The 18375-nt window shown below is 67.4% G+C and carries 14 protein-coding genes and 1 pseudogene; 11 read left to right on the top strand and 4 right to left on the bottom strand.

Features of this window, described 5'->3' with window-relative positions; genetic code table 11:
• The first annotated feature begins 35 nt into the window (after nt 1-35).
• Both AB0P07_RS13940 and AB0P07_RS13935 read left to right on the top strand, forming a co-directional pair.
• A complete protein-coding gene (locus AB0P07_RS13940) occupies nt 36-1052 on the top strand; it encodes an SEC-C domain-containing protein (protein WP_365549623.1) in 1017 nt (338 codons plus the stop codon).
• 115 nt (nt 1053-1167) lie between these two features.
• Nucleotides 1168-1624 (top strand): annotated as a pseudogene (locus tag AB0P07_RS13935) (SRPBCC domain-containing protein).
• Between the two features lie 119 nt (nt 1625-1743).
• On the opposite strand, the gene AB0P07_RS13930 reads toward AB0P07_RS13935, so the two are convergent.
• The gene (locus AB0P07_RS13930; protein ID WP_365549620.1) at nt 1744-2265 is read right to left on the bottom strand and encodes a hypothetical protein; all 522 of its coding nucleotides are present in this window, start codon (nt 2263-2265) and stop codon (nt 1744-1746) included.
• A gap of 217 nt (nt 2266-2482) precedes the next feature.
• On the opposite strand from AB0P07_RS13930, the gene AB0P07_RS13925 reads away from it, so the two are divergent.
• The 4 genes from AB0P07_RS13925 (at nt 2483) to AB0P07_RS13910 (ending at nt 8723) form a co-directional block, all read left to right on the top strand.
• Nucleotides 2483-4036 carry an ATP-binding protein gene (locus tag AB0P07_RS13925; protein WP_365549617.1) on the top strand — a complete coding sequence of 518 codons (1554 nt, stop codon included), beginning with the start codon at nt 2483-2485 and terminating at the stop codon, nt 4034-4036.
• Between the two features lie 55 nt (nt 4037-4091).
• Nucleotides 4092-7070: a Z1 domain-containing protein gene (locus AB0P07_RS13920; RefSeq protein WP_365549614.1), complete on the top strand. Its 2979-nt coding sequence runs from the start codon at nt 4092-4094 to the stop codon at nt 7068-7070.
• Between the two features lie 203 nt (nt 7071-7273).
• Nucleotides 7274-8215 (top strand): NaeI family type II restriction endonuclease, encoded by a 942-nt coding sequence (locus AB0P07_RS13915; protein ID WP_365549612.1) that lies wholly within the window; start codon nt 7274-7276, stop codon nt 8213-8215.
• A 55-nt stretch (nt 8216-8270) separates the two neighbouring features.
• On the top strand, nt 8271-8723 hold the full coding sequence (locus AB0P07_RS13910; protein ID WP_365550320.1) for a very short patch repair endonuclease: 453 nt from the start codon (nt 8271-8273) through the stop codon (nt 8721-8723).
• Here AB0P07_RS13910 and dcm read toward each other — a convergent pair whose 3' ends face one another.
• Nucleotides 8724-9941: a DNA (cytosine-5-)-methyltransferase gene (gene dcm / locus AB0P07_RS13905; RefSeq protein ID WP_365549609.1), complete on the bottom strand. Its 1218-nt coding sequence runs from the start codon at nt 9939-9941 to the stop codon at nt 8724-8726.
• 164 nt (nt 9942-10105) lie between these two features.
• Here dcm and AB0P07_RS13900 point away from each other — a divergent pair, with 164 nt between their 5' ends.
• Nucleotides 10106-10858 carry an HNH endonuclease gene (locus AB0P07_RS13900; RefSeq protein WP_365549606.1) on the top strand — a complete coding sequence of 251 codons (753 nt, stop codon included), beginning with the start codon at nt 10106-10108 and terminating at the stop codon, nt 10856-10858.
• Here the strand turns inward: AB0P07_RS13900 and AB0P07_RS13895 are convergent.
• Nucleotides 10855-11484: an ATP-binding protein gene (locus AB0P07_RS13895; protein ID WP_365549603.1), complete on the bottom strand. Its 630-nt coding sequence runs from the start codon at nt 11482-11484 to the stop codon at nt 10855-10857. The two genes, AB0P07_RS13900 and AB0P07_RS13895, sit on opposite strands and share 4 nt — an antisense overlap.
• A gap of 220 nt (nt 11485-11704) precedes the next feature.
• On the opposite strand from AB0P07_RS13895, the gene AB0P07_RS13890 reads away from it, so the two are divergent.
• Entirely contained in the window at nt 11705-12550 is an 846-nt protein-coding gene (locus tag AB0P07_RS13890; RefSeq protein ID WP_365549601.1) for a helix-turn-helix transcriptional regulator, read from the top strand.
• A complete protein-coding gene (locus AB0P07_RS13885; RefSeq protein ID WP_365549598.1) occupies nt 12551-12751 on the top strand; it encodes a DUF397 domain-containing protein in 201 nt (66 codons plus the stop codon). It begins immediately after the preceding gene.
• A gap of 309 nt (nt 12752-13060) precedes the next feature.
• Here AB0P07_RS13885 and AB0P07_RS13880 read toward each other — a convergent pair whose 3' ends face one another.
• Nucleotides 13061-14338 (bottom strand): hypothetical protein, encoded by a 1278-nt coding sequence (locus AB0P07_RS13880; RefSeq protein ID WP_365549595.1) that lies wholly within the window; start codon nt 14336-14338, stop codon nt 13061-13063.
• 252 nt (nt 14339-14590) lie between these two features.
• On the opposite strand from AB0P07_RS13880, the gene AB0P07_RS13875 reads away from it, so the two are divergent.
• A complete protein-coding gene (locus AB0P07_RS13875) occupies nt 14591-15154 on the top strand; it encodes a GNAT family protein (RefSeq protein ID WP_365549593.1) in 564 nt (187 codons plus the stop codon).
• A gap of 156 nt (nt 15155-15310) precedes the next feature.
• Nucleotides 15311-18064, top strand: a complete 2754-nt coding sequence (locus tag AB0P07_RS13870; RefSeq protein WP_365549590.1) for a hypothetical protein — start codon at nt 15311-15313, stop codon at nt 18062-18064.
• Nucleotides 18065-18375 lie beyond the last annotated feature (311 nt).

Genomic DNA, 18375 nt, shown 5'->3' with positions numbered 1-18375 from the left:
CACCCTCGCCACCCCGCGGCAGTACCGTGTCCTCCATGCGCCCCGACACGCCCGCCGAAAACGTCGACCACGCCGCCGAGGCGGCCCGCCTGGAACGGACCGCCGGCCTCTACCCCGAGGACGCCGAGGCCCTGCTGCTGCGCGCCGCGGCCCACCTGGAACTGTCCGGCGACCGCCCCGCCGCGACGAAGCTCTACGACCGCCTGCTGTCCGCCGAGGCCTCCGTCCCGCTGGACAACCCGTCCCTGGTCCGCGCCTTGAAGGCGTCGAACCTCTGGGAGTACGACCACGAGGCGGAGGCCAGGGCGATCATCGACGGCGTGCGTGCGGCGGCGCCGCGCGACCCGGCCCCCTGGGTGATCGCGGCCGAGGCCCTGGAGTCCCACGACGAGCTGGAGGCGGCGCACGAGACGTTCACGGAGGGCGCCCGCCTGCTCCTCACCGACGTACCGGAACCCCCGTACGCCACGCACCCCCTCCTCTACGGCCGCCACCGCGTCCGCCGCATGCTGGGCCTGGCCCACGACGCGTGGGACACCCTGGCCGACACCCTGCACTCGATGCCCGTGTCCCTGGACGAGCTGCACGACCCCAAGCGGGTCTGGTCCCTGGGCTCGGACAACCCGGAGGACCTGGAGGCGGAGATCTCCCGGCTGCGCGCCGAGCTGGGCGCCTACCGCGAGGCCCTGTCCCGCCCCTTCCCGGTCGCCATGCTCCACTGGCCGGCCGGCGAGCTGGCGGAACTGATCGAGGCGTACCCGCCCCTCGCCACCGAGTACCCGTCCTACGAGGACCACCTGGCCTCGATAGAGGCGGCCCTGCGCGAACTGGCCTCCTCGGGCACCCCGAACCTGGGCGTGGTCCCGGGCACGGTCCCCTCCTACGAGGCCTTCGCGGCGTCGGAGGGCGCGTCCCCGGCCGACCCGGCGCTGCTCCCCCAGTACGCGACGACGCTGGCGGCCCGGGGCCTGGCGACGGCGTGGCCGCCGCAGCGCGGGGCGGCGTGCTGGTGCGGGTCGGGGCGGACGTACGGGGAGTGCCACGGGCGGTAGGAAACCGGCGCGGGGGGCGATGAGTTCCGGCACCGCCGGTCGTCTACCGGTGCGAGAGCCTCGCCGACAGCGGGCGGGGCGTCGTCACCCGAGCCGACCGAGGAGACCCGACGACATGAGCACCGACCAGACGCCCACCGCGGCGGACAACGGCTTCTCGTACACCTCACCCGCACCCTGGACGCCCCCGCGTCCCGGGTCCGGCAGGCGTGGACCACCCCCGACCAGTACGCCCAGTGGGCCTACGCCGTCCCCGGCTCCGTGGAGACGGACGTCCGCCCCGGCGGCGCCTGGAAGGCGACGATGCGCACCCCGGAGGGCGCGGAGTTCCCGCTGACGGCCTCCTACACCGAGGTCGCCGAACCGCGTCACCTGACCATCGGCACGGACGTCCCGGGCCGCCCGGACCCGGCGACGACGACCCTCGACCTGACGGAGCAGGGCCCGCGCAACACGGTGATCACCCTCCGCCGGACCTGCGCCACGGCGGAGCAGCGGGACGGCGCGGAGCAGGGCAGCGGGATGCTGCTGGACGGTTGACGGGGTTCCTGGCGGGCGGGGCGAAGGCCTGACCAGCTCTCCCCGACCGCGCCCGCTGCCAGAACCCCGTCGACGGAAGGCGTGAACGCTGCGCACGGCGAAGTGGTCACGCCTTGCTCCATTGCGGAGCGGGCGCTTCCAACGAGGCAGTTCACACGTCGATGGCCTCGCGGGCATGGCTCACGAACTGCTCCCGCTTCTTCGACGCATGGTTGAGGAAACGCCGGATGCGATGCGAATCGTTGGACTCCAGCGCGTCGCCGCCCGCCCGTCCCACGATCCTCGCCTCGATCGCCGCGACACAGGCAGACAGGGACTTGGCCAACTCACCGGCCGTCCGGGCCAGTTTCTCCGGCCCTTCCAACTCGGCGGCGGTCTGCGCGTCGGCCAGTCCCCCTCGCACCAGCCTGCGCGCGCCGTCGAGCGTCGCGCGCACCCGCTCAAGGTCATGACCCGGCCTGCCCAACTCGGCTTCGACGTCGCGCAGTGCCTCGTAGACCTCGTCGGCCTTGACCGTGAAGACGGCATACGCATCACAGCGCAACTGCCGCCGCCAGTGCCGATGCTCGGCCCGCACCTGCCGCTGCCCCGCTATCCCGGCGATGGTCGCCGCCAGGGCAGTCCCCACCACACCGACCCCGGCACCCAGGACGGCTGCTGTCCCTGCGTCCACGGAACGAGGGTGCCAGCAGGGCCTGTGGAGTGGGGCGGATTCGGTCCGTTCGGTGTTCGTCAACCGGACCATCGACTGGCGGATTTCGGGCGAACCACCCTTCTCTACAGATCAGCTGCCTCTATGTCCGACCTTTGCAGTACCGTCACATGAACCACCGATCCGGAGGGCCCATCGCTCGTTGAGCAGGCCCAGACCTGTGTATAGAGGAAGCGCAATGCCCTACGAGCCCGGAACCGTCTGGCAGTACGAGGTCCCGACGACCGGCAGCACCCACCTGCCGCCGGACGCCGGCTACGGCAAGGCGTTGACCAACCAGGGCTACGGCTTCGAGGTTGCAGTCGCCGACCTGATCGACAACTCGATCGATGCTGGCGCCGACAAGATCGTTGTGCACTTCCTGCGTGACGCCAAGCGGATCCTGACCCTGCTAGTCATCGACAACGGCGGTGGCATGGACGATGTCGGCCTGGACACTGCGATGACAGTGGGCCGACGCCGCGACTACGGCGAGAGCGCCCTGGGCATGTACGGGACGGGTCTCAAGGCCGCTTCGCTCTCACATGCGGCGTCGCTCACCGTGGTCAGCCGCACCAAGCGCAGTCGCGCCGCGGGGCGCCGTCTCACCGCAGAGGGCATTGAGGACAGCTTCCGCTGTGACACCGTCGACCCTCGCTACGCCCAGGAACTTGTAGACCGGTACGACGGCGTCATCGAGTGGCACGGCACGATCGTGCGCTGGGACCAGGTCCGGGTGTTCGAGACCGTGACGACTGGTCAGAGCGACCAGTTCCTGTCGAAGGCGATTGCCCGCCTGGAAACCCACCTCGGTCTCTACCTGCACCGTTTTCTCCAGGATGGCCTCAAGCTCGACATCGCCGTATGGGATGTAAGCAGCGGCGAGGGCCTCCTCGGTGAGGAAGTGGACCACATTGCTGTCGAAGCACTGGACCCCTTCGGCTACAAGGTGCCTGGGAAGGCTCGCTACCCCCGGACGTTCACAGCCCCCGTAGAGGGCCTGGGAGACGTACAGCTGACGGCGCATATCTGGCCAGCCAAATCGAAGCAGGCCGGTTTCCGGCAGATCGGTTCCCTGACGGACCGGCAGGGGTTCTACTTCTACCGGAACAACCGACTCGTCCAAGCTGGCGGCTGGAACGGTCTCCGCAATCCCGAGGGGCACCTGGCGCTGGCCCGCGTAGCAGTCGACCTTCCGAGTCACGAGAGCAGCGTGCTGAGCCTTGACGTAAAGAAGGAGAGCGTCACGGTCACGCCGGCCTTCACGCTGGGAGTCGAGAACGCTATCGATGCATCCGGCGGGAGCTTCCGGGGGTACCTGACTGACGCTGAAGCCACATACCGCGACGGGGCGAAGCGCACTGAGATCGTCCGGCGACCTGTGACTCCTCCAGGTAAGGGGATGGACCCGAAGATCAAGCGGGTCATCAAAGAGGAACTGCCTGAGAAGCCTGGCGAAGAACCGATCGCGTTCACCTGGGCGACGCTACCGCCGGACAAGTTCTTCGACCTGGATCGCGAGAACAACTCCGTACTTCTCAACAAGGCCTTCCGTGGTGACTTCAACGACGGAAGGCGCGGAGGAAGCAACGACGCACCCGTCACGAAGGCCCTGCTCTACCTGCTGCTGGAGGACTGCTTCGGCCTCGGCCGCTGGGAGCGTAGCCGCCAGGACCGCGTGGACTACTGGAACACCATCCTCCTGGCCTCTGTGCAGGTACAGCAAGACCGCCGGGCACAGGCTGCTGACTGACCCGGTCCGCTCTCGTCCCGCGCCGCTCTGGCCCCCTGAACCCCAGGAACCAACGATGACCAACACCGCACCTGGCATGCTCCTTGACATCCACGCCGACGCCCTGGCGGGTATGAGCATCCTGCCGCGGCCCTTCCAGAGATGGGCAGAACTCGCCGCAGAAGACCGTCAGCCGGACGCAGACCTCGGGGAAGATCTTTTCCGGTCGCTTCTCATCAGCGGCCACGAAGGACTGATCGCGCTCTGGTCCCGTCATCTCGCTGCCTGGGATTTCGCCGAGACGCCCTCATGGGGTGAGGGCTCCGGCGCCCGTACCGAGGAACGGCGCCTCGTGGTCTACGAACGCCTTCACTTCGGAAACGAACTGCGCAAGGCCTTGGACGAAGCTGTCCCGGTGGCCAAGGTCCCTGGCGCGACCGTCATCACGCGGGAGTTCACTCCGTGGTACAGCCCTGAGCGTGCAGCGGCCCGGTCCTTCTACTGGACCTCCTACGAGCAGAAGCTTCGCACCAAAGGATGGTCCGAAGCCGCTATCGCCAGCCTCGACCAGGCGAGCCGCTCAGTCGTCGAACGTCTCACCGATCCCGAACAGGAGTCCGCCAGGCAGGCGAAGGGTCTGGTTGTCGGATACGTCCAGTCTGGAAAGACGGCAAACTTCACGGGAGTGGCGGCCAAGGCCATCGATGCCGGGTACCGTCTCGTCATCATTCTGGGAGGAACACTCAACCTCCTCCGCGCCCAGACCCAACGCAGACTGGACATGGAACTGATCGGCCAGGAGAACATCCTGCGTGGCGCGGACGTCACAGATGTGGACTCCCTGGTGGGCGTGGACTATGTAGGCGATGACGAGGGCTGGCCGGAATTCGTGCGCCATGGTGGCCGTCCTTCCACGCTGGGCGCGTTCGACATCGAGCGGCTGACGACACGCGAGAACGACTACAAGAGCCTTGCCCAGGGCATTCGGGCACTCGAGTTTGAAAAGCGTTTCCCCGCCCGTCCTCTGCATGATCCGGCGAACATTCACCACGCAGCGGCACGCATTCTTGTCGTAAAGAAGAACAAGTCTGTCCTCACGAAACTCGTCAAAGACCTCAAGCAGATCCACGGGATCCTTGGCGAGCTCCCGGCTCTCATCATCGACGACGAGTCCGATCAGGCTTCGGTGAACACTTCGGACCCGAAGAAGTGGGAACGTGGGAGCACTGAGCGCACAGCCATCAACGGCTTGATATCCAAGCTCCTGGGTCTGCTGCCGCGAGCCCAGTACGTGGGGTATACCGCGACCCCCTTCGCCAACGTCTTCGTCGACCCCGGCGACGACATGGACATCTTCCCCAGCGACTTCCTGATCTCTCTGCCACGCCCGGCCGGGTACATGGGGGTCCAGGACTTCCACGACCTGAACTCGCCTGTCCCTGTGGAAGAGCGCACCTACGCCAACTCACAGGAGAAAGCACATGTGCGGGGCATCTACGACTCCGCGGACGACAGGCTTCAGGAGGCCATGGACGCCTTCGTCCTGTCTGGCGCCCTGAAGCTCTACCGGGCAGACCACGGCGTACCTGACGCAGCCTTTCGACACCACACCATGCTCGCTCATGAATCAGTACGTCAGGATGATCACGCCGACCTGGCACTCCGTATCAACTCTCTTTGGCATCAGGCGGGTTACAGCTCGGCGGCGGGACACGACCGTCTGGCCGCACTGTGGGAGGCGGATTTCGCGCCGGTGACGGCAGCACGCGCAAGTGATCTCCCCGCACCCTCCTCGTACACCGATCTGCGTCCATACGTCCACGCCGCGCGGCAGCGCATCGGCAGTGGAGGCAATCCCGTCGTTGTCGTGAACGGGGACACGGACCGGTACTTCGCCCAGCTCGACCTTGACTTCGACCGGACACCGAACGTGTGGAAGATTCTTGTGGGCGGCACAAAACTGTCCCGTGGCTTCACTGTCGAAGGGCTCACCGTCACCTACTACCGCCGGACCACTCAGCAAGCAGACACACTCATGCAGATGGGGCGATGGTTCGGTTTCCGCCCCGGATACCGAGACCTCGTCCGGCTTTACATCGGCCGTGAAGAGCCGTTTGGCCGTGACAAGCACGTCGACCTCTACGAGGCATACGAAGCCGTCTGTCGCGACGAAGAGAGCTTCCGGGAGCAGTTGGCCCAGTACTCCGTCATGGTGGACGGAGAGCCACAGGTCACGCCCGTTCAGATCCCACCTCTGGTAGCCCAGCACCTGCCGTGGCTGAAGCCAGCGGCGCGGAACAAGATGTTCAACGCGGAACTCGTGGAGATCCGGTCGCCGGGCCGGCCCATCGAGCCCGCCGCCTACCCTCTGAACAGCGCCACCAACAAGCGCAACACCGAGCGCTGGCGGCCTCTGCTGCATGCCCTGGGCAGCACACCGCTGTCCTTCAGCAATCCTCCGGATTCCTCAAGTTCACTCACCCGCACATTCACCGCCCTCACAGCCACTGTGACGCATGGTGATCTGGTAGGGGTACTGACCCAGCTCGAATGGGAGCGGCCGCAGTACTTTGACCCTCATCTGACGTACCTTCGCCAGCTCGATGGCACCCTCGCAAAAGTCGATGACTGGCTCCTCATCTCGCCCCGGCTCGCCTCGGAAAGCCGCGTCGAGGCCAGCGTCCTTGGCTCGGCCCCACTGTCTCTCGTCCGACGCAGTATTCAGGCCGGCAAGAGCTCCTTCGGCCGTATCGCCAGCGTCGAGCACCGCACCACAGCACTACGGCTCATCGACGAGGCTGCTGCCGGCTCAGGCCGGGAGGTCGGGCCGAGAACCGGTGTCGCGCTGGTCTACCCGGTCGTGGAGGGGGACAGCATCGAAAGCGTCCGGGCGGCCGTCCGTAACGGTGCGGCCGACCCGTCCAAGGTCGTCATGGCCTTCACTCTGATCCCGCCCAAGTCAGCCACAAACGCAGACCGCCGCCTGGTGCGCTTCCGGGCCAAGGACTCACGCTTCATCAACGAGGCCACCGTGTCGCTGCCGCAGCCCTCGTGACCGCGGGACGCCTGCTGCCCAGGCAGCAGGCGTCGTAACTGAGGGCCTTGCCATCGCGCCCCTGCACACGGTGTCCACATCCGAGTGCGCGTCCCACGTCGACTCACAAGCTAGGTCCTGAATTGCTTCCCTTCGACGAATACACCAGCGTTCAAAGGACGAGTTGGAGTGCACAGCACAGTCTGATCGCGCAAGATTCAGACGTGAAGAGGGTCGCCGATCACCTCCTTTCCCTCGATCCTGATGGAAAGAGATTCGCCGCGGTTCTGCGCGACACGATCGACCAATTGCTGAACGGCGAAACGACCGGCCGATACGCCTGGGAGCAGCTCTTCAAAACCGAAAAGACTCATGCGGGCACTCTCGTCGAGATCAACCTGCAGCGCGAGTTCAAGTTCGACGACGGCGCAGACGTAGGTTCACACGACCAGCACCCCATGGATTACCAGATTCTTGGCGTGAACGTGGACTGCAAGTTTTCTCAGGATTTCGGCGGATGGATGATCCCACCTGAGGCAATGGGGCATCTGTGTCTTCTGGTGTGGGCAGACGACCTCAAGAGCAGGTGGAGTGCCGGTATCTTCCGAGTGCGCGAAGAATGGCTCAATACAGGCAGCAACCGCGACAAGAAGCTCACCTTGAAGGCAAAGTACCGCATGGACAAGGTGCACTGGCTCTGGCATGAGAAAGAACTCCCAGAAAACGTTCTTCTGCATCTCGACGATGCCACGCGCCAGCAAATTCTTCTCGAGGGTCCCCGCAAGGGGCAGCAGCGAGTCATTGAATTGTTCCGAAGGGTACAGAACCGCCGTATCGGACGGGGCGCCATACGGACCGCCGCGAAGCAGCTGGATTACATGGCGCGCCTACGGGAAGGCAAAGGACGGGCTCGCACGGTGCTCCGCAAGGAGGGCATCGTCATTGCTGGCCCCTACAGCAAGCACCGGGATATTGCATGCCGCCTCGGGGCAGAAGTACCCCAGCGAGGGGAGTTTGTAAGCTTCCGGGTAGCTGAGGCCATGCCTCATCATGGCGACCGCCCATCTGTTGAACTGGACGGAAGCCGCTGGGTCCTTGCAGGGCCGGAGGATCCGGTGATGACAGCGCCACTCCTACCGAAGGTCACGGGTGAAGAAGAAGCCTGACCAGGCAAACAGCGACAGGGGCACGCAGGCGGACGAGCCCCTAGGCACCGCCTGGGTGCCCCCCGTCGGCTCCTGGGCTTCCTCAGCCGCGCGACGGCGCAACATGCAGGCGATCCGCAGCCGGGACACCACACCCGAACGCTTGATCAGACAACTGGTTCACGCGCAGGGCCTGCGCTATCGCGTGGCTGCGAGACCGATTCCCAAGCTTCGCCGGACGGCTGACATGGTCTTCCGTCCGGCGAAAGTGGCTGTCTTCATCGACGGCTGTTACTGGCACGGGTGCCCTGAACACTATGTGCCGCCGAAAACCAATTCCGGCTACTGGTCAGACAAGGTCGCGCGGAACGTAGCTCGTGATCGTGACACCGACCAGCGCCTCGCAGCGGAGGGCTGGACGGTGCTCCGGTTCTGGGAACACGAACCGTCGGAAGAGTGCGCCGCCCGCATTGCTGCAGAAGTAGAAAGGCGCCGCAACACCGAACGGAAGGATCCGCCGAGCAGCTAGTCAGTTCTTCCCGTCACGCTCTCGGGCTGCCTTGAGTACGTCGATGATCGACTTGCCGACAGCACGGGCTACTGGGGGTGGGAAGGCGTTTCCCACCTGGCGGTACTGCGCAGTCTTCCCGCCGGAGAAGTCCCATTCCGGCGGGAAGCCCTGGATGACAGCAGCCTGCCGAACCGTGAGCATCGGGCCGTCAGCACCGAACAGGTCGCGTTCTTCGCTGGCCTTCTTCTCGCATGCCTCGATGTCGTTGGCGACGCCCATGCCTGAGATCCCGAGTTGCTTCCAGGCCGCCTTGGCACGGCTGGGTCCGAGGTCCGCTCCTCCATGCTTCTTCGAGCCGCCGACGAGCGTGGGAGCGATGCCACCGCCCTTGCCCTTGAGTTCGGCGTCACGTTCCCGGGCCTTCTTGAGCCATCGCTCGAACCCCTTGCGGGCGCGTTCCGCGTGCACACCGTTGAAGTACCGCCCGTACCGCTCCCGCATGGACGGCTCAAGGCTGACAGCGACACTGACCGGGTCCTCATGCGTGGGCGCGGGCCACTCGTACTTGAGGTCCTCGATGACGTCATCCCGGAACGCGACGAGGACGGCACGCGGACGAAGCTGAGGGACGCCGAAGTCACTCGCCTCCAGAACGTCCCACCTGCAGACGGTGTACCCGAGACCCTCGTCACTGACCGTCTGTCCGTCGTCCGCCTGGTACGTGCCGCCCTCGAGCCGAGCCCTGATCCAGTCACGGTAATCCGAGAACTTCGGGTCCATGATCCCGCGAACGTTCTCGATCATCACTGCTCGAGGCTTCAGCTTCTCGACCAGTTGCAGCATGCGGGGGAAAAGGTCACGTTCGTCGAGCTTCCCCAACTGCTTGCCCGCGTGAGAGAAGGGCGGGCAGGGCACGCCGCCAGCCAGGAGATCCAACCCGTTCCGTGCCAGCAGGTCGGCGCCCTTGTGCAGATCCTGGTGGGGCTCGAACTTCGTGACGTCAGCCGACAGGACGTCGCAGTGCTCTCGCTCCCAGGCCCACACTTCATGGTCTTCGATGTTGAGGCGCAGTGTCTCGACCGCGTACTTGTCGATCTCCACCAGTGCGAGGTGGCCGAATCCGGCCTGGTGCAGCCCGATAGCCTGACCGCCGGCGCCTGCGCAGATCTCGATCGACGTGAAGGCGGGTTCCCTTCGCTCCTCCGTCGCGGGCTTCGGTTCACTTGTGCGGGTCATGCCCCCTCCTTACAGTCGTGCAGCGGCAGACACACTTTGCAGTCCACCATCACTGAGGGTGACAGACCCCACTGACAACAACGAGACCTGACCAATTTTGCAGTACGTCTCATGGTTCGCCGTACATGCCTCACGACACAACGAACACACATACGATATTCCACATGCGGATACCTGCCTGGACCGAGGACGAACTCGTGCTGGCCGGGGCCCTCGTGGCGCGGAACGGCTGGCGCGAACTGCGCACGGGAGATCCTGAGGTCCAGAAGTTGTCGGAGCTGCTCCGGTCGCTGCCGTTGCACGAACCCGCGGCGCGCACGCTGCCGTCCTTCAGATCCGTGGACAGTGTGAGCCGCAAGACGACTGATTTTATGACAAACCACCCAAAATACAACGGCAAAGCGACCCGCTGTGGCAGGCCGACACAGCTCATGATCCAGGCTTTCATCGCACGGGAAGCTGAAATGCTCCAGGCCGCCCGAGCCATTGAGGACGGCATCGGATCCGGCGAGCTGCACCTGCTCCCCGCGCAACCCGACGAGGTCGACGAAACAGGCACCTCCGCCATTGAGGGACGCCTCCTCGTTCGACGAGCCCTGGCTCGTGAGCGGAACCCCCGCCTCAGGGCCCAGAAGATCAGGCACGTTCAGCGTCAGGGCAACCCGCTCCGGTGCGAGGTCTGTGCGTTCAGCTTCGCCGACACGTACGGAAAACTGGGCGAGGAATACATCGAGGTCCATCACCTCACTCCCCTTCACGTCTCCGGAGAAGGAGAAACCCGGCTGGATGACCTCGCATGCCTGTGTGCCAACTGCCACCGCATGTGCCACCGGGCCCGTCCCGGAGAGTCCTGGCGCACGCCGGCTGACCTTCGGGAGCTCATGCACAAACCGAACAGCGAGACGGATGATCACTAGGCGGCTTCCCTCTTGGCTTCGAAGAACCTCTGGGCTTGGTCCAGCACGTCGTCCGGGTCCCGACCAAGCGCCGAAGTCCAGTGGAGCAGGTCCGCGATGAGCTCGATCGCCGACTCCTCAAGAGCCGCTTCTCTTGGACTTCCTACCGAGGCAGTACCGCCATCGGTCTGATAGTTCTCCAGAGCCATCACGGCACGCTCAACTCGGCGACACCTCATCTCGGAATCCAGTCCGACCTCGCACCACACCGCCTTGCCGACAGCGGTGGCGACGACTCCCCAGTCCAGCGCTATGGCAGCGAGCAAGTGCAGCCCACGCCCGCACTCCGCGTCGCAGTCGGCGGCTCGCAAGGCAGGTAGCGATCGGCTCTTGTCGTGCATCTCCACGCGAAGCCGCCTCCCCTTCAACTCGAGTACCAGAGTCGCCGACGCACCCTCACCCACGTGCTTGATGACATTCGTCGCCAGTTCCGTGACGACAAGTTGCACCTCCTCGCAAGACACTGGGACACCCCACTGAGCAACTTGGGCATCGACGGCTCTCCGAAGCAGCCGTACTTCTGCCGGCAGCGCCTCAAAGGGCAGGACCCAGCGGCGTTCGCACCCTGTGGCATCAGTACTGGTCATACGCACTCCTCCACCCTCCACCACGCCCCGTGCTGCACTCACCGTGTCTCTGTGGATGCGGTGCGTAGCGGTCCGTAAGGAGAGGATGGCACAGAGAAGTCTCTCTATGTAACTTCTCATCAGAATCTATCGAGTGAATCCCGTAGTAGGCCGCCAGCGGCGATGCCTAGCCTGTTCACGCCCCCCGAGCAGGTGCCGGGGGTCTGCGCAGAGGAGTCACATGCCCGCGAGAACCACCACACGCCGTCGTCAACTGGGGGCGACACTCCGCAAGTTGCGCGCTCACGCGGGTATGACACTGGAGGAGGCCGGACGGCTGGTAGGCGTATCGAAGGCAACGGTCAGTCGGTACGAGACGCAGGCCGGCCCGGTGAGGTGGATCGTCATCGACGCGTTGTGCCGCGAGTACGGAGCATCGGACGCTGAGCGTGAGGCGGTCGTACGGCTGGCCAAGGACGCCAAGCAGCAGGGCTGGTGGAGTTCGTTCGCCGACTCCATCCCGGAGAGTATGAACCTGCTCCTCACCCTTGAGGACGAGGCGGTACGCGAGAACCACTTCTCCTGCGTCTACGTCCCCGGTCTCCTCCAGACGCGCGCCTACAGCACCGCCCTTCAGCGGGCCAACGAAGTTCCCTTGTCACCAGATGAGATCGAGCGGCTCGTGGACATCCGCATGAAGCGGCAGGAGACTCTCACCCGCCCGAAGCCGCTACGCCTGTGGGCGATCATCGACGAGTCCGTTATCCGTCGCGTTGTCGGGTCACCGCAGACGATGAAGGACCAGTTGGACCGACTGCTCGCGGCCAACGATTCGCCTCACACCACGCTCCAGGTACTCCCCTTCGCGAAGGGCGCTCATGCCGCGGCCCTCGGAAGCTTCGTCATGATTGGCGGCGCTGAGCCGGCGCTCGATGTCGTATACGTCGACTTCCACACTGGGTCCCTCTTCCTGGAGAAGGACGAAGAACTGGAGCGCTACCGGGTTGCGTTCGAGTACCTGCGCGCACAAGCGTTGGACATGGAAGCTTCGTCCGCCCTGATCCATCGCGTCCGCAAGGAGCTGTGAATGTCCGTCGGTCTCCAGGTTGCCGCCACCCCTGCTTGGTTCAAATCCTCGTACAGCGGTGGCAACGCCACTGAGTGCGTCGAGTGCGCCTACGCTTCTCCGAGGACGCTGATACGCGACTCGAAGTGTGCAGACGGTCCCGTCCTCTCCGTCGACACAAAGGCTTGGCGTCGCTTCATCGACGCACTCCATCAGAGGTGACGTGCGTAGCCCCGGTCGGCGCGGCACGCTCCGGAGCGGATCACAGCCGCGACCGAGGAAGCCTTCCACTTACGGTTCCTCGCCCAGGTGGCGTACCGGACGCGCACGTGGTCACCATCGGCGGAGTGCCGCACCTCATCCGCGTGGTTCCCTCGTCCGTCGCCACGCTCACTCCCGACGGGGGACCTGGAATGTCCGGGAAGGCGACCCGCTGAAGTACCTGGGGCTGCTGCATTCAGGACTCCCCAGTTGCGGCTGCCCGCGGGTTAGACACCCGGGCAGCCGCGTACCGGCCCCTCACGGGGGGCGTCAGACTCCCGTCAGGTCGAACGTCCCCGAACCGTCCTGCCTGCCGCTGGAGTACTGGCGGATGAACTCACCGTCCGCGTACCGGTCGTAGCCCATCATGGAACCGGTGTACTTGTTCTGCACCCCGATCTTCGAGCTGCCGGGGACGTCGCGGTAGATGGAGAACCGCTGGAGGTCGTCCTCCGCGCACGGGACCGTCATCAGGACCGCTCGTTCGGCGGACGCGTTCTGCTCGGCGACGGTCGCGCAACCGCCGTTGCCCCAGTTCCACAGGGACGCCTCGATGACGCCGTTCTGCTCCGTCACGTTGCACAGGCGCCAGTTGTCCAGGTGGGCGCTGAAGATCGACGAGGGCCGCAGCCGTACGCCGTCGTCCGCGAGGAGCGGCGCGCCCCAGGACAGGGGCTTGCCCGGTACGGCGATCTTGTAGGCCTCGGTGGAGCAGTCGAGGGCCGTCCGTGTGGTGCTCGCGTTCGCCGTGGGCCGTTGGGTGGAGGTGCCGTCGGCGGGGGCCGGGCGCGGCGCGGGGCTTTCCTGCTTCTGCCGCGCCGTCGGCGCGACCGCGCCCGCCGGGTGGTCGGCCTGCGCGGCCGCCGAGCCGCAGTCGAGGAGGGCTTGTGCCCTGGCCATGATGCTGTCGGCGGGCACGCTGTCCTGGCAGCGCACCGCTCCTTCCTCAAGGGTGGTGAAGGTGGTGAAGCTGCCGCTGCCGGACCCCTCGGTCCACTCCAGCGCCCAGCTTCCGTCGTCCTGTGGGGCGCGGTTGCAGTTGAGGCTGCCGTACGTGCCGGTGACCTTCTTGGTGCCCTTGTAGAAGCCGTAGTAGCCCGGCTGGGTCAGGTTCCAGGTGACCGAGTTCGACTCCTTGCTGGTGGAGGTGTACTCGAGCTTCACGTCCAGGCCGACGGTCGCCTTGACGTTGCTGAGCGCCTGGGTCGCGAAACTGGTCTCGATCGTGTCGTCGAGGCCGACGGAGACCGTGATGACCGTCGTGGTGTCGGTGCTGACGGTCTGCTGGCCGGTGGTGCCCTCGGTGACGTACCAGCCCTTGAAGTGGGTGATCGTCGGGGACACTTCGGTGGTCTTGACGTACGGGTGGCGCGTGCCGAGGTCGGCCGCCGTGCAGGCGTCGCCCGGCCGGGCCTCCGTGGTCCGGGTGGGTGCCGCGGCGGCCGGTGGGGTGGCGAGACTCAGGGCGGTGACCGCCCCGGCGGCCGCGGTGGCGGTCGTCGCGATGAGTAATCTGCCGGTGCGACGGACGGGTCCTGTGAAGCGCATCGTTGTCTGTTCCCCCCCTGGTCGTGTGGGTCCGGTCGGGGGGTGAATGTAACGGCCACACGGTGGGGTGGTGTGAGGGCCGAACTGGCCACAGATCGTGACGGAGGGGCCTGTTCCGCCCCTGGTGACCACGGAGCGGACCGCACGTGCGCGACGCTGTGCCGGTCACGGCCCTCCGGCGGTCCGCCGGCCGCCCGGGATGCCCCCGGATATTCGGTGTCCGCCTGCTTCGTGAGGGCCCAGGATGGTCGCATGCGTCTGGCCACTCCTGTACTGCACACTCCCCGCCTGCGGCTGCGGCCCTTCACCGATGCCGACGGGGACCGCCTCTTCGCGCTGCACGGCAACACCCGTGTGATGCGCTACTGGGACTCCCCGCCGTGGACCGAGCGGGCACGCGCGGAGCGCTTCCTCTCCACCTGCCGGAAGATGGAGGAAGAGGGCACCGGTGCGCGGGTGGCCGTCGACCGGGTGTCCGACGGGGCCTTCGTCGGCTGGTGCGGCCTGTTGGAGTGGAACCCGGTCCACCGCAGCGCGTCGTTGGGTTACTGCCTCGACGAGCCGATGTGGGGCCACGGTTACGCACCGGAGGCGGCGCACGCCGTGCTGCGGTGGGCCTTCGGCACGCTGGACCTGAACCGGGTCCAGGCGGAGGCCGACACGCGCAACCCGGCGTCCGCCCGCGTTCTGGAGAAGCTCGGGTTCGTGCGCGAGGGGACGTTGCGCGAGGACTGCGTCGTGAACGGCGAGGTGTCCGACTCGTGGGTGTACGGGCTGATCAGGCGCGAGTGGCGGCCCGAAGCCGACACGCGCTGACTCCTCCTGGCGTACGCGTACGTCCTGCGCTCGAGGGGCGGGGAGGGTCGACGGGTTCCGCACGCGTCCTCGAAGTGTTTCCCCGCCGCACCTCTGCTGTTCGCCGTGCCCGGCTAGCTTCGCGCTGCCCGGTCCGGCAGCAGGAGAGGTATGTCCATGAGCGCCCCTGTCCACCGCTCCTCCGAACGGCCCTCCGCAGCCACCCTGGCCGCGGCCCGGCAGCGTCGCGAGGAGGGACGGACCGCCAGGTCGTCCGGGTCGGGCACCTCGGCGGAACAGGCCCTCCTCGGGCTCCAGTCCAGCGCCGGCAACCAGGCGGCGACCGCCACCGTGCAGCGCGCCAGGGGCAGGACCCCGGAGCGGGCCCCGGGCATCGACACCGCCCGGCCCGGCTCGGCCCCCGGCGCCCGGCGCGCCCCGGCCGGCCTCACGCGACGGGGGTCGGCACCCGGTGCCCTGGGCGACCGTGTCCCGCTCGGCATGGGGTCCGGCACCCGGCCCGCGTCGGTCGCCGAAGTCCGGAGCGACTCCGGCGCCCCGGAGGTCGGCACCAGCGCACCGGAACCCGTCGCGGCCCCCGAGGCCACCGGGGCGACCCGCTTCGCCCCGTCGGGCCGTACCCGACGCGGCTCGGACACCGACGCCCGCCCCGGACCCACCGCCCTCACCCGACGCGGATCGGAATCCGGCACCCACGGGATGGAAGTCGACCCCGGCTTCCAGGAGCACGTCGACACCGCCAGAGAAGAGGCACGCACCGCCGCCGCCGAACGCGCCGCCGCCGAAGAAGCGGAACGCCGCGCCGCCCTCGCCGCCCGCTTCACCCCCTCGGGCCGCACCCGGCGCGGCTCCGACACCGACGCCCGCCCCGGACCCACCGCCCTCACCCGACGCGGATCGGAATCCGGCACCCACGGGATGGAAGTCGACCCCGGCTTCGAGGAACACGTCGACACCGCCAGAGAAGAGGCACGCACCGCCGCCGCCGAACGCGCCGCCGCCGAAGAAGCGGAGCGCCTCGCCTCTGAACGCGCCGCCGAAGAGGCACGCCTCGCCGCCGGACGCGCCGCCGCCGCGGCCGAGGAGACGGCTCGCCGCGCCGCCCTCGCCGCCCGCTTCACCCCCTCGGGCCGCACCCGGCGCGGCTCGGACGCCGACACCCGCCCCGACCCCGCCACCCTCACCCGACGCGGATCGGAATCCGGCACCCACGGGATGGGAGTCGACCCCCGCCTCCAGGAGCAGGCACGCCGCGCCGCCGAACGCGCCGCCCAGGAGCGTGCCGCCGCAGAAGAAGCGGCACGCCGCGCCGCCCTCGCCGCCCGCTTCACCTCCACGGGCCGCACCCGGCGCGGCTCGGACACCGACACCCGCCCCGACCCCGCCACCCTCACCCGACGCGGATCGGAATCCGGCACCCACGGGATGGGAGTCGACCCCGTTTTCCAGACGGAGCTCGACACCGCCCGAGACGCGGCGCGCGTCACGGAGGCGCCCTCGGCCTCGGGGAAGAAGAGTGACCGCCTGAAGGAGATCGCCGAGAACGCGGACCAGGGAAAACGGATCCTCGATCCCGCGGACGCCCTGGGCAAGGGGGTTCAGGCGCCCACAGCCGCGGGGCTCGGCCAGAAGGCCACGGAAGAGGCGGCCGCCGCGGCGAAGCCGGACGCCACCCCGGCGGAGGCCTCCGGGGCGTCGGCGGCCTCCGTCCTGAAGCACGACGCCGCCGCCGCGGGAGTCGCCGGCGCGTCGCTGAGCGCCGGCGCGGAGCTCCTCGCCCTCGGGGCCAGCGTCGCGGACGCCTTCAGGAACCTGAAGACCTCCCTGCAGAAGAAGGCGGGCGCCGGATATCACAACGCGCGGAGGAAGGCCAAGGTCAAGGCGGGCGACGCGGGTATGAGCGTCGCCAGCACGGGGGCCAACGCCGGTGCCATCGCCAAGGAGGCGATCAAGGTCGAGGGCGTGGCGAGCACCGCGGCCGGCGCCGAGGCGAGCGGTGTGCTCAGCGGCGTCGCCGGTGTGGCGAAGAGCATCCGCGCCCTCGGCAAGACCGGCGGCGCGATCCGCAAGTACCGGAACCTGGGGAAGCTCCCGGACGCCGAAACCGCCCACGCCGGACTGCTGGCCCGGCTGAAGGCTCCGGCGGACGCCGAGGAGCAACGGGCCAAAGCCGCGTACGACGAGGTCGTGGCGTTGCAGAGGGAGTCCGAACAGGGGCGTCCGCGGGAAGGGTGGCAGGCGGCGTTCGACGCCGCCGTGCGGAGCTACGAGGCGGCCGCGCAGCGCGAGGCCCAGGCCAAGCTCACCTACCTCCGTGCCCTGAACGACGCGAGGACCGTGGACGGGACCAAGAAGTTCGCGCGGCGGAAGCAGGTCTCCAAGGCCCTCAAGGAGGGGGCGGGCGGTGGCCTGGGCGAGGGGCTGAAGGGTGCGGGCGGCATCGCGACCGTGGCCATCGTCGCCACGGGAGCCCTGGCCTCCAACCCGGCCGGTTGGATCGTCGCCGCGGCCGGGGCGGGTCTCGTCGTCCTCACCGCCGGCTACAAGGGGGTCAGGTCGGGCTACGGGCGTTTCCAGGAGGCCCACCACCCCGAGCGCTACACGCCGCACGGCGAGGAAGTGCCGGAGGCCAAGCCCACCTGGGAATCGCTGAAGCACGCCATGAAGGTCTGGAAGAAGGTGTCGAAGTACAAGCGCCAGCTGGCGGCGCACAAGCTCTACGACATGGTCTCGCGGCCCGACACCGAGCCCGAACTGCGCCGCTCGGCCATGGATCTGCTGGTGGTGCTCAAGGCCGGCCCCACCGACCACGGGATGGATCCGCGGACATGGCAGGAGAGCCTCATGGACCCGGCCGCCAAGGCCGACTGGATCAAGGAGATCACGGACCAGCTCAGCTCCGGATCGTGACGGAGCGGAGCGGGGGGGACGAGGACGGGGCTGCGCGAGTCCGTGGTCGTCGAATGGCTGAAGCGTCTCGCCGACGTGGGCCGAGCCGCTGCCGGACCGCCCTTACCAGGGTGGCGCCTTCCGGGCCAACTTCCTTTCCGGCCAAAGACGTTCGGCCGCCATTCGGGCATTTTTCGCGTCAAACCCCCGACGGCTCCGGCTCGTAGTCACGAGGCTGCCACGACCCGTGAGCACAAGCGGTAGTGTCCCCTCCTGTACGTCGAACGCCGCTCGCGGATACGGGAGTTCGAGGTGGTCGGGCCGTGTCCCGT

This window comes from Streptomyces sp. NPDC085944 (assembly GCF_040686295.1).
Taxonomy (GTDB): Bacteria; Actinomycetota; Actinomycetes; order Streptomycetales; family Streptomycetaceae; genus Streptomyces; species Streptomyces salinarius.
This window is presented reverse-complemented; position numbering and strand designations above follow the sequence as displayed.

Bases quoted from the DNA above. Each gene is read 5' to 3' on its own strand.
- AB0P07_RS13940 (WP_365549623.1), top strand. From the start codon at position 36: ATGCGCCCCGACACGCCCGCCGAAAACGTCGACCACGCCGCCGAGGCG.
- AB0P07_RS13925 (WP_365549617.1), top strand. From the start codon at position 2,483: ATGCCCTACGAGCCCGGAACCGTCTGGCAGTACGAGGTCCCGACGACC.
- AB0P07_RS13920 (WP_365549614.1), top strand. From the start codon at position 4,092: ATGACCAACACCGCACCTGGCATGCTCCTTGACATCCACGCCGACGCC.
- dcm (WP_365549609.1), bottom strand. From the start codon at position 9,941: ATGACCCGCACAAGTGAACCGAAGCCCGCGACGGAGGAGCGAAGGGAA.
- AB0P07_RS13900 (WP_365549606.1), top strand. From the start codon at position 10,106: ATGCGGATACCTGCCTGGACCGAGGACGAACTCGTGCTGGCCGGGGCC.
- AB0P07_RS13895 (WP_365549603.1), bottom strand. From the start codon at position 11,484: ATGACCAGTACTGATGCCACAGGGTGCGAACGCCGCTGGGTCCTGCCC.
- AB0P07_RS13890 (WP_365549601.1), top strand. From the start codon at position 11,705: ATGCCCGCGAGAACCACCACACGCCGTCGTCAACTGGGGGCGACACTC.
- AB0P07_RS13885 (WP_365549598.1), top strand. From the start codon at position 12,551: ATGTCCGTCGGTCTCCAGGTTGCCGCCACCCCTGCTTGGTTCAAATCC.
- AB0P07_RS13880 (WP_365549595.1), bottom strand. From the start codon at position 14,338: ATGCGCTTCACAGGACCCGTCCGTCGCACCGGCAGATTACTCATCGCG.
- AB0P07_RS13875 (WP_365549593.1), top strand. From the start codon at position 14,591: ATGCGTCTGGCCACTCCTGTACTGCACACTCCCCGCCTGCGGCTGCGG.
- AB0P07_RS13870 (WP_365549590.1), top strand. From the start codon at position 15,311: ATGAGCGCCCCTGTCCACCGCTCCTCCGAACGGCCCTCCGCAGCCACC.